General features: G+C 46.6%; 22 protein-coding genes and 2 pseudogenes. 9 read left to right on the top strand and 15 right to left on the bottom strand.

Annotation, left to right across the window (positions count from 1 at the left end):
• Positions 1–205 precede the first annotated feature (205 nt).
• Both BTA51_RS25615 and BTA51_RS25610 read left to right on the top strand, forming a co-directional pair.
• Positions 206–1972: a DUF1302 domain-containing protein gene (locus BTA51_RS25615; RefSeq protein WP_094711934.1), complete on the top strand. Its 1767-nt coding sequence runs from the start codon at positions 206–208 to the stop codon at positions 1970–1972.
• Positions 1973–2012: 40 nt separating this feature from the next.
• Positions 2013–3386 carry a DUF1329 domain-containing protein gene (locus tag BTA51_RS25610; protein WP_094711933.1) on the top strand — a complete coding sequence of 458 codons (1374 nt, stop codon included), beginning with the start codon at positions 2013–2015 and terminating at the stop codon, positions 3384–3386.
• 80 nt (positions 3387–3466) lie between these two features.
• Here BTA51_RS25610 and BTA51_RS25605 read toward each other — a convergent pair whose 3' ends face one another.
• The 7 genes from BTA51_RS25605 to BTA51_RS25575 form a co-directional block, all read right to left on the bottom strand.
• On the bottom strand, positions 3467–4375 hold the full coding sequence (locus BTA51_RS25605; protein ID WP_094711932.1) for an acyltransferase: 909 nt from the start codon (positions 4373–4375) through the stop codon (positions 3467–3469).
• Positions 4376–4579: 204 nt separating this feature from the next.
• A complete protein-coding gene (locus BTA51_RS25600; protein WP_094711931.1) occupies positions 4580–4981 on the bottom strand; it encodes a YkvA family protein in 402 nt (133 codons plus the stop codon).
• A gap of 49 nt (positions 4982–5030) precedes the next feature.
• Complete coding sequence (locus BTA51_RS25595; protein ID WP_246841194.1) at positions 5031–5717, bottom strand: glucosaminidase domain-containing protein; 687 nt, start codon at positions 5715–5717, stop codon at positions 5031–5033.
• Positions 5718–6020: 303 nt separating this feature from the next.
• Positions 6021–8306 carry a hypothetical protein gene (locus BTA51_RS25590; RefSeq protein ID WP_094711929.1) on the bottom strand — a complete coding sequence of 762 codons (2286 nt, stop codon included), beginning with the start codon at positions 8304–8306 and terminating at the stop codon, positions 6021–6023.
• A 341-nt stretch (positions 8307–8647) separates the two neighbouring features.
• The gene (locus tag BTA51_RS25585) at positions 8648–9211 is read right to left on the bottom strand and encodes a YfaZ family outer membrane protein (protein ID WP_094711928.1); all 564 of its coding nucleotides are present in this window, start codon (positions 9209–9211) and stop codon (positions 8648–8650) included.
• Between the two features lie 141 nt (positions 9212–9352).
• Positions 9353–10378, bottom strand: coding sequence for a DUF3187 family protein (locus BTA51_RS25580; RefSeq protein WP_094711927.1), 1026 nt, complete (start codon positions 10376–10378; stop codon positions 9353–9355).
• A 35-nt stretch (positions 10379–10413) separates the two neighbouring features.
• Positions 10414–12204, bottom strand: a complete 1791-nt coding sequence (locus tag BTA51_RS25575) for a sodium:proton antiporter (RefSeq protein WP_094711926.1) — start codon at positions 12202–12204, stop codon at positions 10414–10416.
• Between the two features lie 544 nt (positions 12205–12748).
• Here BTA51_RS25575 and BTA51_RS25570 point away from each other — a divergent pair.
• Entirely contained in the window at positions 12749–14965 is a 2217-nt protein-coding gene (locus BTA51_RS25570; protein ID WP_141215675.1) for a response regulator, read from the top strand.
• Positions 14966–15115: 150 nt separating this feature from the next.
• The gene (locus BTA51_RS25565; protein ID WP_094711924.1) at positions 15116–15574 is read left to right on the top strand and encodes a PilZ domain-containing protein; all 459 of its coding nucleotides are present in this window, start codon (positions 15116–15118) and stop codon (positions 15572–15574) included.
• 12 nt (positions 15575–15586) lie between these two features.
• Here the strand turns inward: BTA51_RS25565 and tsaA are convergent, their stop codons facing one another.
• The 8 genes and pseudogenes from tsaA to pilB form a co-directional block, all read right to left on the bottom strand.
• Complete coding sequence (gene tsaA, locus BTA51_RS25560) at positions 15587–16297, bottom strand: tRNA (N6-threonylcarbamoyladenosine(37)-N6)-methyltransferase TrmO (protein WP_094711923.1); 711 nt, start codon at positions 16295–16297, stop codon at positions 15587–15589.
• 49 nt (positions 16298–16346) lie between these two features.
• Positions 16347–16853, bottom strand: a complete 507-nt coding sequence (locus tag BTA51_RS25555) for an HIT family protein (protein WP_256385764.1) — start codon at positions 16851–16853, stop codon at positions 16347–16349.
• A gap of 44 nt (positions 16854–16897) precedes the next feature.
• Complete coding sequence (yacG, locus tag BTA51_RS25550) at positions 16898–17095, bottom strand: DNA gyrase inhibitor YacG (RefSeq protein ID WP_094711921.1); 198 nt, start codon at positions 17093–17095, stop codon at positions 16898–16900.
• Positions 17092–17712 (bottom strand): dephospho-CoA kinase, encoded by a 621-nt coding sequence (coaE, locus tag BTA51_RS25545; protein WP_094711920.1) that lies wholly within the window; start codon positions 17710–17712, stop codon positions 17092–17094. The genes yacG and coaE overlap by 4 nt, the downstream gene beginning before the upstream one ends.
• A 167-nt stretch (positions 17713–17879) precedes the next feature.
• Positions 17880–18215, bottom strand: a pseudogene (locus tag BTA51_RS30955) (A24 family peptidase); the annotation flags it as partial.
• A 54-nt stretch (positions 18216–18269) separates the two neighbouring features.
• Positions 18270–18638, bottom strand: a pseudogene (locus tag BTA51_RS30950) (A24 family peptidase); the annotation flags it as partial.
• Positions 18639–18702: 64 nt separating this feature from the next.
• Complete coding sequence (locus BTA51_RS25535; protein ID WP_094711918.1) at positions 18703–19923, bottom strand: type II secretion system F family protein; 1221 nt, start codon at positions 19921–19923, stop codon at positions 18703–18705.
• Between the two features lie 4 nt (positions 19924–19927).
• On the bottom strand, positions 19928–21640 hold the full coding sequence (gene pilB, locus BTA51_RS25530) for a type IV-A pilus assembly ATPase PilB (protein WP_094711917.1): 1713 nt from the start codon (positions 21638–21640) through the stop codon (positions 19928–19930).
• Between the two features lie 344 nt (positions 21641–21984).
• Here pilB and BTA51_RS30705 point away from each other — a divergent pair, with 344 nt between their 5' ends.
• The 5 genes from BTA51_RS30705 to BTA51_RS25505 all read left to right on the top strand — a co-directional run bounded on the left by BTA51_RS30705 (position 21985) and on the right by BTA51_RS25505 (position 26979).
• On the top strand, positions 21985–22449 hold the full coding sequence (locus BTA51_RS30705) for a pilin (RefSeq protein WP_094711916.1): 465 nt from the start codon (positions 21985–21987) through the stop codon (positions 22447–22449).
• Positions 22450–22515: 66 nt separating this feature from the next.
• Entirely contained in the window at positions 22516–24405 is a 1890-nt protein-coding gene (locus BTA51_RS25520) for a hypothetical protein (RefSeq protein ID WP_094711915.1), read from the top strand.
• A 56-nt stretch (positions 24406–24461) separates the two neighbouring features.
• Positions 24462–24905, top strand: a complete 444-nt coding sequence (locus BTA51_RS25515) for a pilin (RefSeq protein WP_094711914.1) — start codon at positions 24462–24464, stop codon at positions 24903–24905.
• Positions 24906–25053: 148 nt separating this feature from the next.
• The gene (locus BTA51_RS25510) at positions 25054–25935 is read left to right on the top strand and encodes a glycosyltransferase family 2 protein (protein WP_094711913.1); all 882 of its coding nucleotides are present in this window, start codon (positions 25054–25056) and stop codon (positions 25933–25935) included.
• Between the two features lie 3 nt (positions 25936–25938).
• Complete coding sequence (locus BTA51_RS25505) at positions 25939–26979, top strand: DUF354 domain-containing protein (protein WP_094711912.1); 1041 nt, start codon at positions 25939–25941, stop codon at positions 26977–26979.
• The last annotated feature ends 1 nt before the right edge of the window (position 26980 follow it).

The following is a 26980-nucleotide window of genomic DNA, read 5'->3' as shown; positions in this document are numbered from 1 at the left end:
GTGTATAAGTAAATTAGCGACTATAGTGTGTAGGAGGCTTTAGCGTCGCAGTACCGCCTGTTGTGTTTTTACAGGGTCCATTTTAGTGATTTCTGTATCGGCTGAGCCTGGCGGGAACTAACAAAAACAACATTCTTATCGGGTTTACATCAAGCAACTTCTTGCTTCTGCAGGAAGAAATAGAAAAATAATGGAGTAGCGTTCGATGACGAAAAATAATCAGCGTTGGCATCAATGGACAATGCTGCCGGTTGCGGCTGCCGTGGCGGCGTCCATATCTGCTCCCGCAAACGCGTTTCAATTTTATCTAGGCGATATAGAAGGGTCGCTGGATACCACGCTTACAGCGGGTGCGAGCTGGCGTGTAGAAGATCGGGATCATGCTCAACTTGGTCAGGGGAACCTCGGTGTTCCCGCCGGTAGTACTACCGGGGCTTCAACTTCCAATACTGATAATGGTAACTGGAATTTCAAACAGGGTGAAACCTATTCAAAGCTTTTGAAGGGAACTACCGATCTTTTGCTTCGCTATGAAGATTATGGTGCCTTCACAAGACTACGTTATTTTTATGACGTTGAGTTAATGGATGAGGGGCGGGCATATGACAATGTGGGACAGACTCGCCCATTAGGAAAAGAAACCCTGGATCAGGCTGGCGCAGATGTGCGTTTTCTGGATGCCTACGTATGGGCGGATTTGTATGCGGGTGATACACCGATCAACGTGCGCTTCGGTAAGCAGGTGGTCAGTTGGGGGGAAAGCACATTTATTTTTGGTGGTATTAATTCCGTCAACCCGGTTGATTTCTCGGCTGCCAGAGCTCCTGGCGCTGAAGTTAAAGATGTTTTGATGCCTGTGACCATGCTTTATGGTTCTGTCGGCTTAACCCAAGACGTTACTGTAGAGGCATTTTATCAGTTCGAATGGGAAAAAACTGAGCCAGATCCCTGCGGCACTTTTTATTCAAACACTGATGTAGCCACCGATGGCTGTGGTCCAATTTATTTATTCGGTCAGATTCCCGAGGCGTTAGCAGATGCTCAGGGGGCTTATGTAGCGCGAAACGGCGATGATGAGCCGGATAATGATGGAATATTTGGACTTGCTCTTCGTTGGTATGCTGCAAATCTTGGTGATACAGAATTTGGCTTCTATTTCACCCGAACTCATAGCACCATTCCATACGCAAACTTTATCAGCAGTCAGACTGAAAATGATGTAGCCACTGCTAGATACTATATTACCTATCCAGAAGATATTGATCAGTTTGCCATTAGTTTCAATACCAGCACTGACAGTGGGTGGTCCATCGGTGGTGAGATCTCCCATCGTCCTGACATGCCTGTCGCGCGTAACGGTTTTGAGATGACGGCATCCTCTCTCGGACAGTCATATGGGGCATTTGTCGATGACTGGTCTCCTGGAGAAGTCATTCGTGGATATGATGAATTTCCAATGACCCAGGCGCAAATTACGTTCATTAAGTTTTTTGACCAGGTGCTTGGTGCTAGCAGATTAACGTTTGTTTCTGAATTCGGTGCTGTCTACCTTGATGGTATCCCTGATAACTCGCGTTATGGTCGTGACAGTACTTTTGGTATTGGACCGGTTACAACGGGTAGTGACGATGAATGTGAAAGTATTTCGGTTAACATCAATCCCAGCTACTGCGTAGACGATGGCTACGTAACGGATCTGTCCGCTGGTTACCGCATGCGTTTCTCGCTGGATTATCCTGACGTGGCAGCTGGTATCAATTTAACCCCGGTTCTGTCATTGAGCCATGACGTATATGGCTACGGCCCGATTATCTTCAGAGAAGGGAGCAAGTCAGTCGGCTTGACGCTGAATGCGCTCTACCTGAACAAATACTCGGCTTCCATAGGTTACGTGGCATATTTTGGGGGCGAACCTTTTAACTACCTCAACGATAGAGACACTGTTTCAGCCAGCGTTGGCGTGTCTTTCTAGGAAATTACAATACAAACCAAGGGTTTATGAGGTAACCTCAATGAAATTCAATGCTATTTTAAAATACAGTGCCATTGCAGTGGCGCTGTCCTCTTCGCTTGCCTGGGGGAAAGTGTCTCCACAGGAAGCTGCAAGATTGGGTGACACGCTAACGCCTGTGGGAGCAGAAAAAGCCGGAAATGCTGACGGAACCATTCCAGCATGGGATGGCGGATTGGCCAGCCCCCCAGCAGGATTTGACGGCGTTAATTACATTGATCCGTTTGCCGGCGAGTCTCCCAAATTTGAGATTACAGCTGCAAATGCCGATCAGTACAAAGATCAGCTGTCTGTAGGACAGTTGGCGATGTTGAAGAAATACCCTGACTATAAGATCAAGGTTTTTCCGACCCATCGCACAGCGGCTTACGAGCAGATGATCTATGATGCTGCAAAGAAGAATGCTACGTCGGCTGAGCTGGTTGCTGACGGTAACGGAATGAACGACTATGAGCTTTCTGTTCCGTTCCCCATTCCCAGTGGATCAGAGCGTGATAAGGCTCTTGAGATCATGTGGAACCACATCACCCGCTGGAGGGACGGAAGTCTGAAGCGGAATGTTGTTCAGATGACTCCTCTGGCTAATGGAGAATTCACGCCTGTGAAGTTCTCCGAGCAGCTGAGCTATCGTACATCTCTGACAGACTACAATCCGTCGGTTGATCCAAACGTTATCTTTTACTTCAAACAGGAAATCACCTCGCCGGCACGTTTGGCGGGGAATGTACTGTTGGTTCATGAAACCCTGGATCAGGTAAAAGAGCCTCGCCGGGCATGGATCTATAACAGTGGCCAACGTCGGGTCAGGCGGGCGCCACAGGTTGCTTATGATGGTCCTGGAACTGCATCTGATGGTCAGCGTACCACGGATAACTTTGACATGTTTAACGGGGCTCCAGACCGTTATAACTGGAAACTGTTAGGGAAGCGGGAAGTGTATATCCCCTATAACTCCTATCACTTGAATTCCAAAAAAGTGTCATACGATGAGATCATCAAGCCTGGGCATATCAATCAGGACCTTGCACGTTACGAGCTTCATCGTGTCTGGGTGTTGGAAGCTACTTTGAAGCCTGGAGCCCGTCATATCTACGCGAAACGCGTGTTCTACGTTGACGAGGATACCTGGCAGATTGGTCTGGTGGATCACTATGACGGTCGCGGAGATCTGTGGCGTGTGGCTGAAGGTCATCACATTTATTTCTATGATCAGAAAATATCCTGGTTCACGGCAGAAGCATTGTATGACTTGCTCTCTGGCCGGTATCTGGTGTTGGGCTTGACCAATGAAGAGCCAAAGGGATATGAGTTTGATGTGGAGTCCAGTTCCGATGAGTTCACGCCTGCTGCATTGCGCAGAGCGGGCCGTCGCTGATCGACCACAAACCAAATAAAAAAGGCGGGATCTCCCGCCTTTTTTATTGTCGAAATGATGTCAGGGAAGATCTAAGTTGGTTAACTTGATCTCGGGAATTGTTCGTGAAGTTGAGCGAGTTGCTCATTCTTTTCCTGCCATAGTTTCGATACCCACTCCTGGAAAGCTGAGCGGAATTGCTCATCATTCATGTAGTCCTTACCGAGGAATTGTGAGGGTATGTTGACCTTTTGAATGCGAACCACAATCCTTCTAATCCTCCCGGACATAAAACTCCAGAATCCCCGGTCATCTCCAGGATAATGGATGGTAATATTCAGCATAGTGTGGAGCTGGTCTCCCATTGCACCCAGAACAAATGCAGCGCCGCCGGCTTTGGGCTTTAACAGGTATTTGTAGGGGGAATTCTGGCGAGAGTGTTTCTCTTCGGTAAAACGAGTGCCTTCCAGAAAGTTAAAAACGGTGACCGGAGTGAATTTAAACTTTTCGCATGCATGACGGGTGGTCTCCAGATCTTTTCCTTTGAGTGAGGGATCTTTTTCAATTTCCTCTTTGCTATATCTTTTCATAAAAGGAAAATCCAAGGCCCACCAGGCGATACCTATGAATGGTACCCAAATAAGCTCCTGTTTCAAAAAGAACTTCAGCATGGGGATTTTTCGCATCAGAACTTTTTGAACCACGGGTATATCAGCCCAGGATTGGTGATTGCAGGTGACGAAATACCAATCTTTTGTATTCAGCCCTTCAAGGCCTTCAATGTCCCATTGAATATCATGCATGACACTCAGGAGCAGGTTATTGAAACCTATCCAGAGATTTGCGATTTCGATCAGGATAATGGTGCATATTTTTCGCGAAAACTTTATCGGTATAATCAATTTTAGTAATGCGAATAAAATCACCAGTGGAAATAGTGTAATCGTTGATAGGCCTATTGAGGTAAGCGTTAGAACGCCCCGAAGCCAGTGCGGTAGAAAGCTAAGCATAGATGTCGTATTTTTTTGATTAATGAAGCATTTTTTAATGAAAAATGCGGAGTTTAATGACAAATAGCAATCGAGCTGTATTTTGCTGATGGGATTTTCCCATCATTTTAGGTTGAGGTTAAGGATTAAAAGGAGCTGAATTTCCAAAAATGGAAAAATAGGGGCATTGAGCAATGAAAATATAAACTAAGCTTGGCCAATAGCCTAATGAGCTGAATCACCCGATGCTGATCGTGGCTGGGACTTTTCTAGCTGCGGTGTCGGCTTGGATCCCAGTAATGCTTCTGTCTTCGATTTTGCTTTGGATTTGATCTCAGGAGTTATGTACTGGCTGAGAGTTGCCAGAGCAGCCGCCATGACGGCGATATCGTCTGTATATCCCAAAATAGGTGTCAGGTCGGGTATACCGTCAATCAGGGAAATAAAATAGGCCAGTGCGCCATAGATCACAGACTTACACCAGGCAGGCGTCTCCTTGGCAGTGGAGGTATAGAATAGGGTCAGCGCAGACTCAACAGCCGTAAAACCGGCCACGCTGCCTGCGTTCTTCAACTTTCTCCAGAGTTTGCCTGAACTGAATGATTTATCAGGTGCTTTATTCACCATGAGACACTCCTGCTCGAGAGGCGGTACTCCTCATATTCTCTAACTTTCTTTAGTTAGTATACCTTTCTTCCAGTTTGTTTATTCTGATCATGCTTTGCAACTCTGCAATATATTCATTGCCTCTTGATGAATAACGTTGCAGCCCCTCTGTGAGAGTGATTGCTGATAATGGGCTTGCGGAGTTACGAAGACTTTCTCTAACCGTGCGGAAATCTGCGTAATAGTCGTGACGATTGAGGTTTAGCATGTAACTTTGGATGGATTCGTAGACGTTGTCGAACTTGGCCACCTCATGGGATGCGTCTGCTGCTCTCTGACTGGGTTTTATGCCGCAGCCCTTGCGGAAGCACCATTCTCCATAAAGGTTGTTGCCCAGCCGGGCGAATCTGGAGGTTCCCCAGGCTGATTCGTTGGCAGCCTGTGCCAATGCAAGTGCTGGGGGAATGGTATCCACTCGTTTAAGCATCAGGGAATAGAAATGTTTATCGAATCCATTGGTGGTTGGAACCCGATATCTGTTCGCCAATCCGCCCAACTTGTGTTTTTCCTTGGGAGAAAGCTTTGCTTTAGATTGCATTGCTTCTACAAACTCCCGATCTTTTAAAATTTGCTGATTAGCATAGGACACCAAAGGGTTCAAAAACTGGAAGAAAGCATCTTTCTTCTGTGTTACATCCTTGATGTTTCCAAAGTCCGGTAATGCCTGGTCCAGATCTACCTGTGGCTCTGTCGACACAGGCTGTGGTTTCGGTTTTGGTATCTCAATATTAAGTGGAGTTAAAAATGCAGCTGTTAAGGCGCTGAAAAAGAAAAATACAAGATGGTTCGCATTTAAAATCATATAGATACTGTTAACCCTGTTTGGTCGGCTTATTCTGCAAATTGATCTTTTTATTATGTAGTTGAAAATAGGTTCTTTTTAGAAAAAATCAATTGTCATATACGCGAATATGGCGCACTGGGTTTACTGTAGATCAGTATTTTATCCGGGGATAAGGAGTTATCCCCGGAGGAGGGCTGGTCACAGGTCAAGTTGAGATTACTCAGAAGAGGCAGTCAGTTCCTGCTCGAGAAATCCATATAAAAGACCAAGGTGTTGACCGTAGCGCATCAATAGAACGAGGACTTTACCTTCACTTCCAACAAAACCTTCCAGGATAAAGTTATCTGCTCCACCGGTAGGATCTGAAAATTCCAGTTTTAGTAGGTTCCTATAGTCCGGATTGGTATTCGAGGCCGGTGAGGTGGTTGGTTGGGTCGTATAGGCTGCGCTATTGTTGGTGGTTTCGCTCAATATTTGGTCGCCGATTGTCTGAGCGACCTTAAGCTCTTTAACAGTCAAAGTCGCATTGCTGCTGGAATCGAATTCGAGAGTGGATAAATTGAAATTGCTCAGTACGGTTTCCATATCGGTTGACTGGAAGCTGTTTCCAAATAGGTAGTAACGATTACCGGCAAGACTGACATTGGTCTTGCTGATTTTCACGGCGTGGGCGATACCTTGTCCTGACTCTTCAGAGTTGGTTCTCAGAACCAGAATATTTCCGAGGGGATCGCTGGCACCGGTCCAGTCCCCTCGATCATCACCTGCACTGTTCCAATTATTCAGCTGGACTCTGCCAGTAAACTTATCGCTTCCTGTATTAATGTTCGATGGGCTCGCAATAGCGCTCAGGTTATAGCTGCCATCATTGGTCGCGACGATGGATACAGCATTTGCTGACAGATCAGAATTACGTCCTGTTTCATAGGTCTTGAAAATCTCCGGATCTCCGCCGCCTAATGTAGGCTGCGTGACCTGTAGTGTACTTCCGTTAACACTCCATTGCTCTATACCTGCTCTGAGCTCCATGGGATTTGTGGTTTCCAGCTTCTGGGTGAGGCTGACAACGCCATAGTCGGCTTCATCGAGGGTTTCGATATCAAAATCATCACTATCAGTCATTTTCAGTGAGTACAGCCAACCAAAGGTATGGCTTTTTTCCAATGTTTCTTCACGATCATATTTACCGTTAGAGTTTTCCGACAACCGAAATACCAGTCCGTCAGAAATATAGGCTGAAGCAATACCTTCAGAGGTCTCTGTATCTGCATCGGCTGACTTGGTGCTGTAGTAACGGGTGAAAAATGGATTATTCAGCCATCCGGTGGGGCTGGCTGAAGTCTCCTGAGTAATCGTCTGGGTTTGGAGACGAGCCATGTCAAAGTGGCCTTTAGGCGACAAAAAGGTAAATACGGTGCCTTCCTGGCGGTTTGTTTCAGTATCGATAATGGTGCTGCTGGTATCGAAGGTGTTGTCGCTGAGCTGGGTCAGAGAGGTTCGTGACCACGGTACCTGTTCGATCAGGACAGGGTTAAAACTTAGTATGCTTGTGCTGATAACGATCTTGGGATAGATGTAAGAGGTAACATCAGAAGCCGTGTTGGTCAGTACGTCAGAAGTCTGGTTGGAAAATACGACGGTCTTGTTGTCTGCATCGGATTCATCTGGCAGCCCCTGATTCAGGCCCATGGCAAACAGCACGGAATTGTAATTTCCCGACCGGTTACTGAGTGCCTTTGCAATGGTGGAGTTATCGATGCTTTCCACCTTGGTTTCTTTGATTGTATCGATGAATTGATCAACATAGTCCTGCACCAGCGAATTACTGTCCAACAGGTCAATGGCTTCATCCAGGTCATAGTCGTCTGGGATAGTGATTTCGAAATCCATTACCGCGTTATTCAGCGCGAGCCAGTTCAGCATATGAGTCTCGGATTGGCCGTCACATCCGGAAGTACAGGAAAGCAGATTGTCCAGTTCTGACTGGCTGCTGAAGCTGGAATAGAATTGCTGTACCGCATACTCTGTCGCTGCGTTAATTACTATTCCCTCTGCCGTATTGGGAAGACCACGTCTCAGTACGGTGCCGTTGGAAAGGGTGGCGATGATCGCCAGATCCATGCGATTTGGAATAGATGAGCCATCAAAAACAATGGTGTAGGTGCCGTTTTCATTATCGACTATAAAATAATCTCCCTCATCAATGACTCCGTCATAAAGAACCTCGCCATCACGGCTGAGGTGCCTGACTTTGATATCGGCACTGACGCTGCTCCCCGCATCGATTGCGAAGGCTTTGGCGGGAGTCATGAAGTCGAAAAGCCGTTGTGACACCGTAGCTGAGCGCATTCCGGTTGTGGCTTCGACTCTAAGGTTGATCTCATTGGAAGCGACGGGGTCATCAACGCCATTGCCGTTATTGGTTGAAGGGGAACCGAAGGTGCCCAAGCCGTCCAGGGACTCTTCGCCACCGCCACATCCGGTCAGGGCCAGGCTGAACATTATCATTAATGGGAGTAGGGTTGAGCGGAAGTCTGAGACGACTTTAATCCCCAAAAACCTAATGAGACAGTTCCGTGTGTGCATAGTCTTATTATCCGGATCTTAGCGCTGACAAGGGCTGATTCAAGTGCATGTGACGAATGATTCGTAACTGCTAGTTTAAAGGGTCAGGAAGGTGACAAAAAGGGGCAGCGACGGATATTGTGATGTGGTAGGAAAAGGGGAATGGGCAGATAATGCCTATCATTCCCCAAATCAGGACTGTAGCCCCTTAAACGGGCCTATAGTCCCATAAACGGGGGATTGGTTCCTTCAACAGGATTAGCGCTGATCAGCAAAACTTAGAATTGCAGGGTAAAGCCCAGGTGCACGTTTTCATCCAGCGTTTCGTTGCCGGCGTTTTCCACTTTGGTCCTGACAATACGATAACCTGCGTAAATATCTGCATTTTGGATAATGCGGTAAGTTACTCGGCTGTCAAAGCGTACCAGTCTGTCGATATCGCCAAAGGATGTGATAGACGGCGCGTAGTGGAGAGCTGCTTTTAAGCCCAATCCCGGCACGGCGGGGATTTTAATATGAGCGTTACCGCCGAGACCTAGGGCTGAACCGTCCAGATTGTCCTCATCAAAAATGGTTCCCTGAACGCCTACGCCAACGGTGGTTGGCAGATTACCGATCGCCGTCTGACCGCGAGCATGAAAGTCTGCATTGAAAATGTGCGTACTGCTCTCGTGATAGATATAACCTACACCGGCATCAAACTTACGCGAGTCGGGAATCATATTGATTTGGGCATTGGCGGCTTTGTTGCTGATATTCAAATCCAGCTCAGTCGCATGTGCGGTTCCGGCGGCAATCAGCGGTAAGCCTGCCAGAAAGGCGATTTGCAGTGATCGTCTCATAATTTGGTTAAACTCCAGAAAAGTCGGCTGAGTGCCATCATCAATAACCTAAAGATTATGGGGCATATTATCGATACGTCGTGCCGGCCTCAACTGCATTGCTAATGATTAATCATCCAAGACTGTCTTTTTTATCGTTAATTACCATCTGTGACTAACTGCGGCGTTGACTGCAAAATCGGGGGAGACAACGGTATTGAGATCCTCTCCCATGCTCAGTTGTATGTCGGTGCTCCTATTAATGATAAAGCGGCCGCCAGCGGTAAGCTGTAACGGAAAACTGCTGAACGATTTCAAGTCGCTGTCATAAAGTGGTGAATGGGTGTCCAATTGTGCTGTGATTGTCAGCCATTGCAGTGCATGCCAGTGAAACCCCGTACGAGCACTAGCCGCCCAGTTGTTTTGAGCACTGGATAGACGGAGGTCCATGTCTCCAAGATAGCTCAAACCTGCTGCTGCAAAATGGGAGAAACGGCCAAGCTGTGATTCCACTTCCTGCTGCCACCCCAGGCCCAGTGAGGCATCCCAGGCGCCACTTCCGTTAAGGTAGTCTGCGTCTCCGGTTGGAGCTTTAATTTCCATTTGGGCCAGCCAGGTTTGTTCCCCCCAGACAAATGATCGTTGAAGGCCCAGCCGAATATCTCCCAACCCCGCCTCAGAATCGTTCAACTCCATTAAGGTTTGTCCGTTGTGGCGATACCGATACTTAAACTGATTGTTGGTTGCTTCCGTTCTGCCTCCCTGGGGCAGGCCAAACCATTCATGCCAGTCATAGATCAGGTTATCCAGCTGACCTTCGTCTTGTTGGACGTAAGGGACATATAGAGATACATCATAATGCTCATTTAATTTCCAGCGACCTTTAATGGCGGCCACCATGATTTCTCCATCAATAATGGCGTCATCCTCTCCGGCAGACCGGTTAATATAGGTGTTGGCCAAGTGTGACGAAAGCGACAGTTCAAACCTGGAATCCGGAGACAGTTCCCTGGTTTGTAAATCCGGTAATCCGAATATGTTCGTAGTGGGCAACAATATGGGGGCCGTCAGAGGGTTCATGTAACGGCCCGGTGCGTCTGCGTTTGTCGCTGCGGAAAAAAGGGATATCAGAGTGGCACTGAATATACAGGCCAATCTATGCTTGGAGGTTCGGATCTGTAATGTCATGGATAACGGTTTCTTTGAATTATTATCAGGTTAATCTAGCTATCAATCAGGCTGATAATGACCTGCCCGGGTTTGGGTTGGATTTTTTTGTTTACGGTAACATATAGCAGGCTTTTATTTTCTGTCACGATACATAACAGAACTGGGTTCTTCCCTTCGTTTTGGGTCTTGTAGTCGTCGTAACTAAAGTCTTTAGTTAACGGAGTTCGTTTGACTTTGGCTCCGTGATGAATTCGCTTGATTAACTCGTTGTAGGTGGAATTGGGGCCGAAAAGAGCGACGCCTGACAAGTCATCAGGAATCCACTGTGCCGGCTTGTCTTTATCTTCAGGCTCACCTAATTGATAAACTTCTTTGAGGCCGAAAATATCTGAAAAGCGGATGCAGGCAAGGGAGTTGAGTTCCAGATTTGAAGTCAGGGCAAGAAATTTTCCCATTCCCGTAAAATTGATTTTCTCTTGAACGGTTTCGGACAAAATATTGGCATTGAGTGTATTGAGGCCTTCCATGCGGGCTTCTTTGATGTTGGCCCATTGAGCGTCAATGATGGTGGTGCTGATTCCCTCAGCTTTTAAAGCTTTGGCCAGGGCTATGGACAGGATGTTGGAGCCGAGAATTACACACCCCTGAGGGTTGTCATCAGATAAATGGAGGGTTTTGGCCAGTGGTCTGGCGGCGAGTCCATATATGAGGATAGTGCCGACGATAATCAGGAACATATTGGGGGCAAGAATTTCAGATCCTTCTATGCCCATCGACTCGAGCCGAACTGCAAATAATGATATGACGGCGGCTGCCACAATCCCTCTCGGGGCCATGGATGACAGAAATACCCTTTCCTGCCAGCTGAGGTTTGAACCGATAGAAGATAGCCAGACGGCTGCAGGCCGTACTACAACCACAAGCATGATCAACAGAATGATGCTGCCAATATGGATCTGTTGCAGATCGGAAAATTGAAGTCTGGCAGCCAGAACAATAAATAACGATGAGAGTAACAGAACCCTTAGGTCCTCTTTAAAACCAACAATATTTCGTATCGATACCAGGCGCTGGTTGCCAAGATAAATACCCATTACAGTGACACTGAACAGGCCGCTTTCAGGTTGAATCAAATTGGAAACAGCGAACAGGGTGATCACGATTGCCAGAGTAAAAGCGTTATTGAGAAACTCCGGTATCCAGTGGTGCTTTAGAGAAGTGGCGACCAGCATGCCGGCTGGCAGTCCCATAAGGGCTCCCAAAAATATCGTGATCATAAACCCTGACAGGAATAGGGTTGTTGCCTGACCGACACTAGCCGATACAACGGCTTCAAAGATCAGCACGGCGAACAGAGCGCCTATTGGATCGTTGAGTATACCTTCCCATTTCAGTATTGAGCCGATCTGTCCTTTGGGCCTGATGAGCATCAAAAGCGGGAGGACCACGGTCGGACCTGTAACCGTCAGTATGGCACCGAACAGAATGGCCAGTACCCAGGGAATATCCAGGGTGAATTTGGAAATCAGAAAACTCAGGATGAAAGTCGTCACCAGGCCTATACTGACCAGCTTTCTGACAACGCCGGAGGTCATTTTCAGCTCTCTGATTTTCAGGCTGAGGCCGCCTTCAAACAGAATTATTGCCACGGCAAAAGAGATTGCAGGGAACAGAAGTTCGCCAAATTGCTCGTCCGGTGACAATAAGCCTGATATCGGGCCAAGAACAAATCCGGAAATCAGAAGCAGCAGGATTGAAGGAAGTTTAAGCCTCCATGCGACATATTGGGCGGTAACGCCAAAAAATATAATGGCAGCCAACCCAATCACCAGGTGCTCATTCAAGAAAACGACTCCTTCACAAAAATTACAGCTATTTCAATGTGTTTGGAGGGTAAGATAGCAGGTGATTCCGAAGCTTGCTATTCACAATGTCGGGATGGGATAACTATTTGAGGTGTACGGGGGCTGACCGGGACGATTTTGTCTAGTAAATTAAGTATTCGCCGGGTGCGCTGCTACAATGTTAAGCGGGCGGGTATACAAGACCCAGGACTCGTCATAATCAAACTTTTAAATCTGATTTCGCTACTGCCTACTTCTGGATTTTATATTAAAGAAAGTGGTTAAAATCAGGACTGTAAGAAGATAGTTGCGGGTGTAATATCCCCCGGCGTTATAGGACAATTGTGTCAGGTTTCCCTGTAATCCTGATGAATAATCAGCGATGGCGATCTTGGATGGAGAATGAGTTTTGTGGTTGAGTCTGTTTGATAGCGCCAGATCATACCCTTTAAGTGCGAAAACAGCGGTTAGAGTTCTGGGGTTTAGTATCGTTATTGCTATAGCCAGTACCGTCTTTTTGACTTGGTCAGAGTATCAGCGCGAAATGGATGAATTGTTGACTGGGCTTGATAATACCGTCAGCGCGATTCAGCCTGGTCTGGTGCATAGTATCTGGAGTATTGATACAACCGCGATCGAGGGTACTCTGGAAGGTATTCTCAAGCACCCCAGTATCTATAATGCCACTCTGGTCACCAGCATAGACACCACCTTCACGCTAGGCTCTCCACCACAGGGGGAGCCGTCTATCAGCCGTACATATCCTATGCATCAGGAGACCAAACCAGAGTTGTGGTTGGGGGATCTGACTGTTCTGGTGTCTCTGGAGTCACTACATCAGGACACGCTGATCTATTTTGGCCGAACGCTGGTCCTGCAGTTGATAAAGATTTTACTGATAGCGGTATTTCTTCTGCTGATGATTCGCTATCTGATTATGCGGCACCTGGAAAAAATCTGCCGCCATTCGACCCATAGCATGAAAAGCTCAGATCCCGAGGAATTGGTTTTGGATCGCCAGGAGCCACCCTTGGCGGATGAGTTGAGTAAAATTGTCAAATTCATCAATGGACTTCAGGGGCGCGTCAGGACTCAGGCCAGTGAGTTGCACGAGTCCGAGAAACAATCTCACCTTGAGCGTGTAGAAGCGTTGCAGGCAAGTCACAATAAGAGCCTGTTTATCGCGAATATCAGCCATGAACTTCGCACACCAATGAACAATATACTTGGGTACTCCGGTCTGCTCCAGGACACCGCCCAGACTGATGAGCAACGTGAGTATATTTCTGCTGTCCAGCAAAGTTCGGAATCCCTGTTGGCAATGTTGAATGACATGCTGGATCTCTCCAAGCTTGAGTCCGGGGCGCTGGAAAGTGATTCCTGCCCAACGGAATTGAAGTCGCTGCTGCAGGAAACCATTGCCAGTCTTTCCGGTAAGGCTGACGCAAAGAGTCTGACTATCGAAAGTTATGTAGATGCGGCAATTCCCAAGAAGGTAATTCTGGATCGGGTGAATTTGTTGCGAATTCTGGAGTGCCTACTCAGTGTTGCAATCAGCTTGACCATTAAAGGGCAGGTGGTACTGCATGTGGTTCCTGTGTCCAGTTCAGGGGGAACCCTGACGCTGCGTATGGCAGTTGAAGACAACGGGGCAGGACTCAGTGCTGAAGACAAGCGCAGGATACTGGCCAATACTTTTGAGGCTGCGACAGCTGAGAGTCTCCCTGAGGTTGGGATTGGGCTGAAACTTGCTCTGGCCCGCGAGATGATTGAGCTTCTTGGCGGCCGTTTCGGGATCGAGAGTGAAGTAGGCAAGGGGTCAACCTTCTGGTTTGAAACCGAAGCGGGACTCCTTTCTGGAGAGGATTTATCCACCTCTTCGGAAGATTCGGCGTTGCAGATTGGGCACTTGTTACTGGCTGATACAAACGAGCTTAGTCTTCGCGCCATTATTGAACAGCTGGGAGAAGAAGATCGGCTGCAGATTGATGTGGCGAAGAATATCAGGGATGTGGAGCAGCTTCTGGATCAGGTCAGGGATACCGGACAGCCCTATGATGCCTTTATTCTGGATGAAACTATCGCTGACAGTGAAGATGTTGCCATAGATCAAATGACAGCTCTGATTCGGGATATTCGTCAGCAGGAAGAGCATAAAGGCGTGCCGATTCTAGTGTTGTCCCCGCATCCAAAAGTGGAAACGATTACCAAGTACCATCAGTCGGGTGCCTCGGCTTATCTTAGTAAGGTGGATCGAGAGCTGGTTGTTCGTGATGTTCTATACGATCAGGTGACTGGAAGAAGGTCTAATGCCGCAATGGTCTTGTCACCCTCGCTTGCCAGATCGCTGGAGCAGACACGTCCGTCGCACGGGGAGCTTTATGTGTTGCTGGTTGAGGATAATGAGGTTAACCGAAATCTAGCCCGCAAGATGCTCGAAAAGTGTGGGTGTCGTGTGGAAATGGCAGAAAATGGAGAAGTTGCATTGCAGCAATTGGGTACCGGCAATTTTGACATGGTATTCATGGACTGCTGGATGCCGGTATTGGACGGCTATGACACGACCAGACGCATTCGGGCCAGCAATGAACCCTACAGAAATATTCCCATCGTTGCACTTACCGCCAATGCCTTTGCCGGTGAAAAGCAAAAGTGTTTTGAGGCGGGCATGAATGAGTTTTTGACCAAGCCCATACGCTATGAGGAATTGGCCGGGATTGTCCGGCGCTTCAAGGAAGGCGCTCTGAGTGAATATGTTTGACGGAGCATTTAGATAGGACAGGAGCGCCTGAATAATATGACTGAATATCAAAAATTGTCTGTATTGTAACGTGCAAGTGTTGAAATTTAGCGGGTCATGGCCTAATTAGTATAAGAAAGGGCAGGGAAATTCTCTTTATGGAGCCCCCTTATGATGACCGGTCAAAGTATGCGTCAGTTTATTCGACACCCTACGGACATTCCGATAGCGATTGAAAAAAGCCAGGATGATGCCGCCACTCCCACCGAAGAGCAGGCTACCAGGTTACAGAATATCAGTAGCGGAGGAATGTGTTGCACCACCTCAAGGCCGTATCCGGTGCGAGAAAAGGTCAAGGTGGTTATTAAAGCTGTGGTGCCACCCTTTGAAATGATTGCAGAAGTGATGTGGTGTCACTACACCTCTTTGGGGTATGAGGTAGGCTTGAGTTTTCTGAGTCTGGAAGACGCCTATGCCGCACGAATGGTCGAGCAGATTTGCCATATCGAGCACTACAAACGAGAAGTCTACATAAATGAGAAAAGGATGTTGTCCGGGGAGGAAGCAGCCCGGGAATGGATTGAAAAGTACGCCACAGAATTTCCTGAGAGTGATCCCGGTTCCCAGTAAATTAGCCCTGCTTCATTGATTGCCGGGTTCAATACTTTCCACGTAGGCTGTGCCTGCTGATACCCGCCATTTGATGTTCAGATCAAACAGGGCCAATCCATAAATTTTCTTATCGTCGGAGTTTTTGTATTGAGGCCGGGGGTCCAGGCTGATCGTCTCTATAATCAGGTCCTTCAGGTTTCTATACCCTTGGCCTTGCAACTCCAGAAACATAGTCGCTTTAGGCTCGAATATTACAGGTAGTTTTGCTTGGGGTTTGTCCTTAGCGAAACCGGATGTCGCCTCCAGAGCGTCTGTATAGGCCACATAAGGCTTGATGTCGAGTACCGGTGTTCCGTCAACAAAATCCCCCCCTTCGATCTCCAGGCAGACACCTTCCTCATTTGTATGAACTTTTATCAGGCTGACTGCTGACAACCCCAACCCATTTGGTCGGAAGGGGGCTCTGGTGGCAAACACTCCCAAGGACTTGTTTCCTCCAAGTCTTGGAGGTCTTACCCGGGGTTTCCAACCCTGATCAATGTTCTTATGAAATTGGAACGTTACCCAGAGGTGGCTGAAAGCTTCAAGTCCGGTAAAGCACTCTGGGTTGCTATAGGGCGGGTGAAAATGAATGAATGCATTGGCACTTTTAACCAGACCGGGTTGTCGGGGGACTCCGAATTTTTCGGGATAGCAAGATCGAATAGCCCCGATGGGTTCCAATACAATCTGATCAGGCATGACGGTTATCCATTTGATGGCGCACTCTAGACAAACTGACTAACAGCAATCACCCGGTTGATATAGTTGGCTGATTCTCTAAATCTGAAATGGCTGACCGGATGATGTCAACGACGGGTGACAGCGATTTATGACTCCGTTTCCCGATAAATATGCCAGGTGCCTGTAAAAGAAAGTGAGTCATTACCTTGATGACATCACCTCTATACCGAGGGATTACGTGAATATGCAGATGGGGTACGTGCTGGTTGGCAGCCGTACCATTGTTCACTTGGATATTGTATCCCAGCGGGGCCAGATCTGACGCCATTACCGCCTTGCACATAAGGTGGGTAACCTTGGACAGACTTTCCCGTAACCGGTCACTGAGTTCATCATAGGTAACGTAGTGATTCTTGGGAATGATCAGCATATGTCCCTTGCTGACGGGGTAGATATCCAGGAAAACTTTGCAGTCTGCGTCTTCGAATACACACGAGGACGGCTCGTGGTCTTTGGCAATCAAGCAAAACAGGCAGTCCGGCATAGTGTATTCTCTATTATTTTTCTGACTAATTGGAATTTGTTTCGGCTACCCACGTTCCAGAAGATAACGGGAAATTAGTGCCTGGGGATTTCAATAGATTCTGACGTCTCAGACCATTCATCCTGAGTTTGTGACTCAGGCACTCGGTATTCCTCGGAAGCCCAGGCACCTAAGTCGATTAATTGACAACGTTTGCTACAGAATGGGCGATAAGGGCTCTCTTCTGACCATGTCACTTCTTTTTTGCATGTGGGGCATTGCACTGTGGTCATGTTTGGGCCTTATATTCTCTTGCTAATTGCTTGTACTGTCTGTGAAGCTTACTTACTTCATCGGATAGGTGTGTCAGATCCTGATCATTAAGAATGATATCATCGGCTTTCGAGCGTTTAAACGTCCGTGGCGACTGGGCGGCCATAATCGCACGTACCTGATCTTCACTATTACTGTCCCGTCCCATGGTTCGTGAGATCTGCAAGTGCTCGGGAACATCAATTAACAGGATTCGATTGACTAACTCATGTTGCCTGGTTTCCAGCAATAACGGGGAGCTGAGAATGCAGTAAGGGGCATTGCATTGGGTAAGCCAGTCGCGAATCCGGCGATTAATCAGGGGGTGAAGCAGCGCTTCCAGCCAGACTTTCTCAATGGGGTCAGCAAATACTCTTTGACGCAGATATGCCCGATGCAGGCCCCCATCGGGGAGAATGGCATCTGCTCCAAAGTGTTCTGCAATACTGGTTAATGCGGCACTACCTGGTTCCACAACCTCTCTGGCCACTTGATCCGCGTCTATGCACGGAACTCCCAAAGACTGGAATGCGGCCATGGCTGCGGACTTTCCGCTGCCTATTCCACCGGTCAGGCCAATAACAAGTGTGTTATTCATAGAGTTCGATATGGTTTATCTGTTGGATGCCGGGCTTTTAATGCTACCTATCAGGAGGGATTCAGTAAATTGAGATATCCCGATACGATGTCGTCTCCCCACATCATGGCGATCCAGCCGGCGGCAGCCAGGTAAGGGCCGAATGGGATAGGAATATTCTTGTCCCTTCCCATGACGGCGATGAGTAGCAGTCCAACGATGGCTCCGACAAGTGAAGAAAGCAGAATGATCAGCGGTAACATCTTCCAGCCGAGCCAGGCACCAAGAGCCCCAAGAAGTTTAAAGTCCCCAAACCCCATGCCTTCTTTTCCGGTAATAAGCTTGAATAGATGGTATACCGACCAAAGCGCCATATAGCCTAAAACAGCTCCCCATACGGCTTCCTCGAGTGAGGTAAAGAATCCTTGGGTGTTGACTAGAAGTCCCACCCAGAGCAGGGGGAGGGTAATAATGTCAGGCAAAAGCTGGGTGTCGAAGTCAATCATCGAGAGTACCAACAGCGCCCAACTGAACGCGATGGCTGCAAGTCCAATCCATGATAGCTCAAACTGGCATACCACTACGGTAGCCAGGATTGCTGTTATCACCTCAATGATAGGGTAACGCATCGAAATCCTGGTCTTGCAGGCAGAACATTTACCGCCTAAGGCAAGATAACTCACGACAGGAATATTCTCCCATGGCTTGATTCGATGTCCGCATTTTGGGCAGGTTGAGGCGGGAGTGGATAGCGTGATTTTTGGCTGATCTCCAGGTAATTCCTGTTCCATCAACTCGGCACATTGTGCCCGCCACTCCTGCTCCAGAATCTTTGGCATACGGAATATGACGACATTAAAAAAGCTGCCTACCGTTAAGCCGAAAATAACAACGGTAAAGTAGAGCAGGGCTGGATTCTGGTTAAGTTGGGTAAAGATGGATTCCATAATTTCTGAGACTACATAAATAAAAAGCCTCGCTTGAGCGAGGCTATTAGACAAACAGTGGGGTTTATACGACTGAACCGAGCTGGAATATCGGCAGGTACATGGCGACAATGAGGCCGCCCACGAGAACGCCCAGTACCGCCATGATCATCGGTTCCATCAGCGCTGTCAGGTTATCAACCGCATCATCCACTTCTGCTTCATAGTGGTCGGCGACTTTTTCCAGCATATCATCCAGAGCGCCCGATTCCTCACCAATTGACGTTAGCTGGACGGCCATGGCAGGGAATACACCGGTGGATTTCATGCTGAACTGCAATTGGGTACCTGCTGATACTTCATCGCGAATTTTAAATACGGCTTTGCGGAAAACGGCATTTCCTGTAGCGCCAGCAACAGAATCCAGTGCATCGACAAGAGGAACACCGGCTGCAAAGGTTGTCGACAGTACCCTGGCGAATCTTGCTACCGCTGATTTATGGAGAATGTCGCCCATAATAGGCAGCTTCAAAATGTAGGCATCAACTGCATCGGAAAACTTTTCTGACCTTCTTCTACCTTCAGCAAAGGCATAACCCAGTGCAATCATGACTCCCAGGATGATGTACCAGGATTCTTGCAGTGCTTCTGATATTTTAATTACGAACTGGGTAAACGCAGGTAAGTCTGCGCCAAAGCCTTGGAAAAGTTCCTGAAACTGGGGAACCACTTTTACCAGCAGAATGCCGGTGACCACGACTGCTACGACTAATACTGCAATAGGGTAGGTCATGGCTTTTTTGACTTTTTTCTTGAGTGTCTCTGTTTTCTCAAGGTAGGTGGCAACCCGATCCAGCATGGTTTCCAATGCACCGGACTTCTCGCCAGAATCAATCAGGTTACAGAACAGGCTGTCAAAATGTTTGGGATGCTTAGAGAGTGCTCCAGCGAAGCTATTACCTGCAGCAACTTCATTCTTGATATCTAAAACTAAAGTTCGCAGGGACGGATGTTCCAGGCCGTCGGCAACAATATCGAATGATTGAACAAGAGGTACGCCCGCTTTCATCATTGTCGCCATTTGTCGAGTAAAAATAGCAATGTCGAACGGCGTAATCTTCTTTGCTTTATTACTAAAAATACTCTGCTGTTTTTTCCTGACCTTGGTAGGGTTGATACCCTGTTTTCGTAGCTGTGCCTTTACCAGGGCGATATTGGAACCAGAGGCTTCACCCTTGGTTTTTTGCCCCTTCTTGTCTGTACCTTCCCAGACAAAGGTAGATGCTTTTTGTGCTGCCTGAGCCATAAAATTAATCCTTCGTCACACGATTCGCTTCTTCGAGGCTTGTCAGTCCGTCTATAACTTTTTTGAGGGCTGACTGGCGGAGGTTGTTAAAGCCTTCTGCCTGTGCCTGCTTAGCAATTTCAATAGAGCTGGCTTCCTTCATTATCAATTCCTGCATTGCTGGAGTAATTCGGACAACCTCGTAGATACCTACGCGCCCCTTATAACCATCCTTGCATTTAGCACAGCCTTTATGTGTATACAATTTAAAACCTGTTTTAATTTGTTCATCTGTGAAGCCCTCCTCCTTAAGCACTTGCTCGGGAACAGACATTTCTTCTTTGCATTCGTTGCAAAGACGCCTTGCCAGACGCTGAGCAATAATCAGGCTGACAGATGTGGCAATATTAAATGCAGGAACCCCCATGTTCATTAAGCGCGTCAGAGTTTCAGGGGCGCTGTTGGTGTGAAGGGTTGAAAGAACTAAGTGTCCGGTTTGAGCGGCCTTAATAGCGATAGAAGCAGTATCAAGATCTCGGATCTCCCCAACCATGACGACGTCGGGATCCTGACGAAGGAAAGCACGCAGTGCGGAAGAGAAGTCCAGTCCCACTCTGGTGCTAACGTTGACCTGGTTGATTCCTTCCAGGTTAATCTCAACCGGATCTTCTGCAGTGGATATGTTGCGCTCAGTCGTGTTGAGAATATTCAGGCCGGTGTAAAGCGATACTGTTTTGCCGCTACCGGTGGGGCCTGTCACTAGAATCATGCCTTGGGGTTGTGCCAGAGCATCAAGGTACATCTTTTTCTGAGCTTCTTCATAACCAAGTGCGTCTATGCCCAGTTTGGCGCTGCTAGGGTCAAGAATCCGCAATACGATTTTCTCTCCCCACAGTGTAGGAAGTGTGTTTACCCGGAAATCTATAGCCTTTGTTTTGGATAGTTTCAGCTTGATACGGCCATCCTGAGGAACTCGTCGCTCGGATATATCCAGTTGCGACATGACTTTTAGCCTGGCAGCAAGTTTGGCCGCGAGCTTTATGGATGGTTTAGAGACTTCGTGAAGAATCCCATCAGTCCTGAATCTCACCCTATAGGTTTTTTCATAAGGCTCGAAGTGAATATCGGATGCTCCGGATTTTATAGCGTCGAGCAACATCTTGTTGATGTATTTGACGATAGGGGCGTCATCTTGATCAGAAGATGCATCATCGTCGCGATCTGTATCGTCCCCTGCTTCAATATCAATATCGCCAAGCTCGCCGTCATCAAAATCGCCCAGAGGTTGTTCCTGGGAGTCAAGATATCGCTCAATGGAGCTGGATAGTTTGTCTTCCTCGACGAGAACGGCATCGGTGCTCAGGCCGGTGTGAAATTTTATCTCATCGAGAGCCTGGAGATTAGTTGGATCAGCGACTGCAATAAATAGCCGGTTGCCGCGTTTGAAAAGCGGAAGAGCGTGATGTTTTCGAATCAGTTTCTCTTCGACGATCTTTTCTGGAATCTGCTCCGTGGATACGCTGTCGAGATCAAATACTGGTACACCAAACTCCGCTGACGCTGAGTAAGCCAGTTGTTTTGGGTCAGCCAGCTGGTTTTGTACCAAATAGGATACAAATGGGATTTTGTTCGTAATAGAGCTTTTCTGGGCGTCTCTTGCAACCTGTTCTTCTATTAAATTGTCCAGGACAAATCTTCTTGCAAGTCCAGTTAAGGGGGAGGGCGCCTGCGTGTTCATAGTTGCTCACTGGAAGTTGTCAGAATCATAAAATAATGGACCGGTAAGATTGTTCAAATAATCAAAAGTTTAGGCCTTATCCTTGGAGTTGGAAAGGTGCATTTTAAGATTTATGTGTCCTAAAAAGTCAGGGTGACAAAAATTGTCACTTATAAACGCTGCGGGGCAGCTCGAGGACTCTGGTTGTCTTTGGTGTGGATAAAATATAACTGTCTTAAGTGTTTGATAATAAAGCAGCAGAGAGTTTTTTGGAAAACTTGGCATGAAGACTGCTTCGTTCATGGCAAGGTGCGGGCGGTCACGCTTGGCCGAAAATTTATAGCTCGATATTCGGAGAATGATTTATGAAATCAGTACAAAAAGGTTTTACCCTGATTGAATTGATGATTGTTGTTGCAATCATCGGTATTTTGGCCGCCGTAGCAATTCCTGCATACCAAGACTATATTGCTCGTTCGCAGGTAACTGAAGCTGTGAACCTGACTGCTGGTTTGAAGGCGCCTGCTGCTGAATTTATTCAAAACACTGGTACTGTGCCTAGCCTGGCAGATTTAGGTGCTGGTGCATACAGTGGTGGTGTTGGTACCGACGCTGCAAAATATGTTGACTTCATGACGATCACAGGCACCATCGGTAACTTCGTTATCTCTGCACAACTGCAGGCTACTGGGGTTAACGCTAATATCCAAGGCGCAATATTTGCAATCGCTTCTGACGATGGTGGTTCTACTTGGGATTGTGGTGAGCTTGGTAATTCCGCTGCCACTAACACTGTTGGTGACCAATACCTGCCGTCTTCTTGTAAGTAATAGCTCATTAGCTACACTGAGAAAAGCCCTCACATGTGAGGGCTTTTCTTTTTTAACTGTAAGAATATGATAAAAAATAAGTTCGTTTCCTGCACTGTTCTTCTACTTAGTGTCTTTTTTGCCATCTATATTTTCTATCCCGCATTGTATGGGGGATTTTTACTGGACGACTTCCCTAATCTTCGTGGACTGTCTTCTGTTCCTGCATTCAATGAGCTCACTTCTCTTAAAGATATTTTTTACTTCGATTTAGGGGATATAGGGCGTCCGTTATCTTATGCTTCTTTCTATTTTCAGCATCAAAGCTGGCCTGATATACCATTTGATTTCAAGGTAGTTAACTTCGTTATTCATATTCTTAACTCCCTTCTTCTTTATGTCTTTCTTGCGTCTGCTCTAAAAAACACCCGATATGGATCAACTCCCCTTGCTGTAGTCGTTAGCGTTGTATGGATGATTCATCCAATGCAAATTTCATCCGTCTTTTATGTGGTTCAAAGGATGACGCTTTTGTCCGCTTTCTTCTCGCTGATGTTTCTTGTTATGTACATACATATAAGAAGGAGTGGGAGCGATAAGGTGACTGTAAGATTGTTGGCGGAGCTATTGGTTGCTTTGCTTCTTCTTGTCCTGGGGATACTTTCCAAAGAGAACGCTATCCTGTCCTTGGGGATGGTTGTTGCACTGGAAATGACCGTGCTTCGTACTGAACCTGTTTCATTACTTATTGGTAGGCTCAGATTATGCCTGATATATCTTCCTGTCCTGTTGGTTGTGATGGCTGCTGTTATAGGTTTTGATTATCTTTTAAAGGGATATGTCCAGAGAGATTTTGGTCCCGTAGAGCGAATGCTTACAGAGACCAGAGTGTTGCTCGACTACTTGCAATCAATATCGCTTGCAAGGGCCGAGAGCTTCAAGTTCATTTTTGATAATTACCCTGTTTCAAAGGGATTGTTTCAGCCGTTGGAGACGGTGTTTTGTTTATTGTTTCATATTGGATCCATTGGGCTGGCTATATTGATAAGAAAACGTCTGCCGGTTATTTCTCTTGGGATTCTGAATTTCTATATATGGCATATTCTGGAATCCACCATTATTCCCTTAGAGTTATACTTTGAGCATCGCAACTATTTGGCTTCTATTGGTGTTATATTGATTATATTGTGCTTAGTAACAGACGCCTTTTATGTTTTGAGGCAAAAGGGGCACTCTATAGCATCATACCTTGTAATTTTTCTGGCAGTTGTATGGGCGGGGAATCTAGCTGTTACATCCAGTTTTCTCTCTCGAGTGTGGGATAATCCACTGAAGCTGGCCATCTATATTTATAACAACAACAAAGGATCTAATCGTGCTCATGCTCATGTAGGCATGTATCTAAACAATTTGGGAATGACTGATGCAGCAGCGCGATTCTATAAGGAAACAAACGAACATTTTTCCGATGATCCAAGTAAGATTTTGCTTTGGTTGGAAATTGGTTGTACTAAGAAAGATGTTGAAAAACCATCATTATCAGTCATTGAAAATAGGCTTTCCCAGGGGAAATACTATTTGGAAACGGTCCGTATTATTCAGGAATTAGTGAATAAGGAACTCTCTGGGCAATGCATGGTTGTCCAATATGATGAGCTTCTAATTATGCTCGATGCTCTAAAATCTAATAACAACTATCAGATATGGGGGGCTGAGCTGAGCATACTTGAGTCGCAAGTGTACGAGAAAGTGGGGGAGGCGGATAAGGCGATTAGCGCGTTGGAGGTTGCCTTAAGTTATAAGGAAAGAGTGGACATCTTATTGAGCCTTAGCCAGAGAAAGTATTTGGCTGGCAATATTCTCGAAGCCAAGAAACTGTATGAGAAGGCCCGAGTGTTATGTGAGAGTAAAGGGCAAGATTGTCAATATACGCATGAATTGGAAACTGTTCAGTCTTTGATATTCCAGACTAACTAAATATTGGCCCGAATTTTGATTTGTTTTATTAAGTGGTTAAAGTTTCGGGGGAAGAAATGGCTAAATTGGAGAAGGGGTTTACTCTCATTGAACTGATGATCGTGGTGGCGATCATTGGAATTTTGGCTTCGATAGCAATACCAGCCTATCAGAGTTATCTGGCCAGGTCACAGGTAAGTGAAGCTTTGGAATTGCTTGGAGGAATCAGGACTGTTGTAGCAGAAACCTATCAGTCAACAGGGGCATTTCCTGTTTTGGCTGACGTAAACGCTATAACTAACGGTAAGTATGTCGGAGCCATGACGTTAATTCCTGCGGGAGCAACAGTTGTCATTCAGGCAACTTTTAAACCCGGTGGGGTCAATGCATCAATTGCCAATGGTACGATTGCCTTCGCATCTACTGATGGTGGGGTAACCTGGCAATGCGGCAATGCCGGAGTTCTGGCTGATGCTAATACATCGATAGATTCTGTATTTTTGCCGGTTTCATGTAAGTGACACAATTAGTCACTATTTGACTTGCTGGGTACTCTTGGCTATGAATAGAGGCCTCTGTCTGTCGTACTGAGCTATCTGCGTTTTTTACTTGATTTAGTTCTGGATACGGTAAGCTTCCCTGGAAACCATTCATAAAAGAAGATTGTTAATGGAATCGAATAAAAGTGTCAGTTGTATTATTCCCGCAAAAAATGAGGCCGCGGGTTTAACTGGGTTGCTTCCGAGGTTAGTAGCTATAGAAGACGTGTCAGAAATCATCGTCGTGGACGATGGTTCTACTGATGATACAGTGGAAGTTTGTAAAAGATTCGATAAGGTAAGGGTTATTTCTCACCCATACAGTCAGGGTAATGGAAGTGCAATTAAAACGGGGGCACGGAATGCTACGGGAGAAATATTTGTTTTTCTTGATGCTGATGGCCAGCATAACCCTGACTATATACCTTCGATGCTTGAAAAAATTTCTGCAGGCTATGATCTTGTAGTAGGTAGTCGAGGGAGTGAGTCGCAGGCAAGTCTTGGTCGTTTGGCAGGAAACTCTTTATATAATGCTCTAGCTTCTTGGATGGTTGGACATAAAATTGAAGATCTTACCTCAGGCTTTAGGGCTGTAAGGGCAGATAAATTCCGAGAATTTATTTATTTATTGCCTAACGGTTTTTCCTACCCGACAACGTCCACTATGGCTTTCTTCAGATCTGGTTATTCAGTTTACTACTTGCCTATGAAAGTAGAAAAAAGAGTTGGCAAGAGTCATATAAATCTTCTCCGGGACGGGATCAGATTCCTGCTCATCATTTTTAAGATAGGGACTCTGTACTCACCATTAAAGATGTTTACTCCCATCAGTTTCTTCTTCTTCAGTGTGGGGGTGGGGTACTACCTTTATACCTATATGATGTTTAACAGGTTCACTAATATGAGTGCACTGCTGTTAATAACCTCTGTATTGGTTTTTCTGATTGGGCTTGTATCTGAACAGGTAACCTTGCTCTTGTACTCGGAAGGTAAAAATACCAAAGGTAGTTAACCCTTGAGAGTTCTTGTTGATGTAAACCACCCAGCACATGCTCACTTTTTTAAGAACATCATAACGTCCCTACGAGAGAGGGGAGATGATGTTGTTGTTACAAGCAGAGACAAGGATTGTACTCTTGAGCTGCTGGATTCCTTCGGAGAAAAGCATCTGATGCTGTCAAAAGCACAGACTGGCCTTTTCGGGCTTTTGAAGGAACTAATATTCAGAGACTGGCGTTTATACAAAGTGGTGCGTAGGTACCGTCCTGATGTCATGATTGCCATAGGTGGTACCTTCATTACGCATACGGGGGTTCTTAGTGGTACTCCATCAATAGTGTTCTATGACACTGAAAATGCATCACTTCAAAACAGGATTACCTATCCGTTTGCAACTAAAATATATGTTCCCAGGTGCTATCAAGGGTGGTTGCCCAAGGGGAAAGGTGATCGTTACCCGGGATACCATGAATTATCCTACCTCCAAAGACCTTATTTTGAGCCTAACCTGGACATAGCGCTAGCCTGCGGGCTGAAAAGAGATGTACCTAATGTCTTGATCAGAATGGTTTCCTGGCAAGCTAATCACGATATTGGAGAAAAAGGTTGGAATACCGATCTGTTGGATGCCCTGCTGGAGGAACTGAAGGATAATAACGTCATAATTACATCGGAGGCACCACTTCCTTCTAGGTATGAAAAGTACCGGTACCGCGGACACTTTCAAGATATTCACCACTTGTTGGCTTTCTGTCGGTTGTATGTTGGAGAAAGCGCAACGATGGCTTCAGAGGCTGCAGTCTTGGGGGTGCCGTCAGTGTACTGTGCAGAAACAGGGCGTGGATACACAGATGAACAGGAGACTAGATATAAGTTGGTAAACAACGTTCGTTCACTCAACAAAAATGAGCTTCTTTCGGCAGTGCGTGATGTGTTAGGGGTTCCGGAAAAAGAGTTTCGCGCTAGAGCTGAAGAGATGTTGTCGGGAATGGTTGATATGCCAAAGTTTGTCATCTCAAAAATAGAAGAAGTGGTTTCTTCCAACTCGAAAAAGTAAG

Origin of the sequence: Hahella sp. CCB-MM4 (genome assembly GCF_002260525.1) — a bacterium.
In the GTDB taxonomy this organism is placed as follows: domain Bacteria; phylum Pseudomonadota; class Gammaproteobacteria; order Pseudomonadales; family Oleiphilaceae; genus Hahella.
This window is presented reverse-complemented; position numbering and strand designations above follow the sequence as displayed.

Coding starts and splice junctions, on each gene's coding strand:
- BTA51_RS25615 (WP_094711934.1), top strand. CDS start 206: ATGACGAAAAATAATCAGCGTTGGCATCAATGGACAATGCTGCCGGTT.
- BTA51_RS25610 (WP_094711933.1), top strand. CDS start 2,013: ATGAAATTCAATGCTATTTTAAAATACAGTGCCATTGCAGTGGCGCTG.
- BTA51_RS25605 (WP_094711932.1), bottom strand. CDS start 4,375: ATGCTTAGCTTTCTACCGCACTGGCTTCGGGGCGTTCTAACGCTTACC.
- BTA51_RS25600 (WP_094711931.1), bottom strand. CDS start 4,981: ATGGTGAATAAAGCACCTGATAAATCATTCAGTTCAGGCAAACTCTGG.
- BTA51_RS25590 (WP_094711929.1), bottom strand. CDS start 8,306: ATGTTCAGCCTGGCCCTGACCGGATGTGGCGGTGGCGAAGAGTCCCTG.
- BTA51_RS25585 (WP_094711928.1), bottom strand. CDS start 9,211: ATGAGACGATCACTGCAAATCGCCTTTCTGGCAGGCTTACCGCTGATT.
- BTA51_RS25580 (WP_094711927.1), bottom strand. CDS start 10,378: ATGACATTACAGATCCGAACCTCCAAGCATAGATTGGCCTGTATATTC.
- BTA51_RS25570 (WP_141215675.1), top strand. CDS start 12,749: ATGGATGAATTGTTGACTGGGCTTGATAATACCGTCAGCGCGATTCAG.
- BTA51_RS25565 (WP_094711924.1), top strand. CDS start 15,116: ATGATGACCGGTCAAAGTATGCGTCAGTTTATTCGACACCCTACGGAC.
- tsaA (WP_094711923.1), bottom strand. CDS start 16,297: ATGCCTGATCAGATTGTATTGGAACCCATCGGGGCTATTCGATCTTGC.
- yacG (WP_094711921.1), bottom strand. CDS start 17,095: ATGACCACAGTGCAATGCCCCACATGCAAAAAAGAAGTGACATGGTCA.
- coaE (WP_094711920.1), bottom strand. CDS start 17,712: ATGAATAACACACTTGTTATTGGCCTGACCGGTGGAATAGGCAGCGGA.
- BTA51_RS25535 (WP_094711918.1), bottom strand. CDS start 19,923: ATGGCTCAGGCAGCACAAAAAGCATCTACCTTTGTCTGGGAAGGTACA.
- pilB (WP_094711917.1), bottom strand. CDS start 21,640: ATGAACACGCAGGCGCCCTCCCCCTTAACTGGACTTGCAAGAAGATTT.
- BTA51_RS30705 (WP_094711916.1), top strand. CDS start 21,985: ATGAAATCAGTACAAAAAGGTTTTACCCTGATTGAATTGATGATTGTT.
- BTA51_RS25520 (WP_094711915.1), top strand. CDS start 22,516: ATGATAAAAAATAAGTTCGTTTCCTGCACTGTTCTTCTACTTAGTGTC.
- BTA51_RS25515 (WP_094711914.1), top strand. CDS start 24,462: ATGGCTAAATTGGAGAAGGGGTTTACTCTCATTGAACTGATGATCGTG.
- BTA51_RS25510 (WP_094711913.1), top strand. CDS start 25,054: ATGGAATCGAATAAAAGTGTCAGTTGTATTATTCCCGCAAAAAATGAG.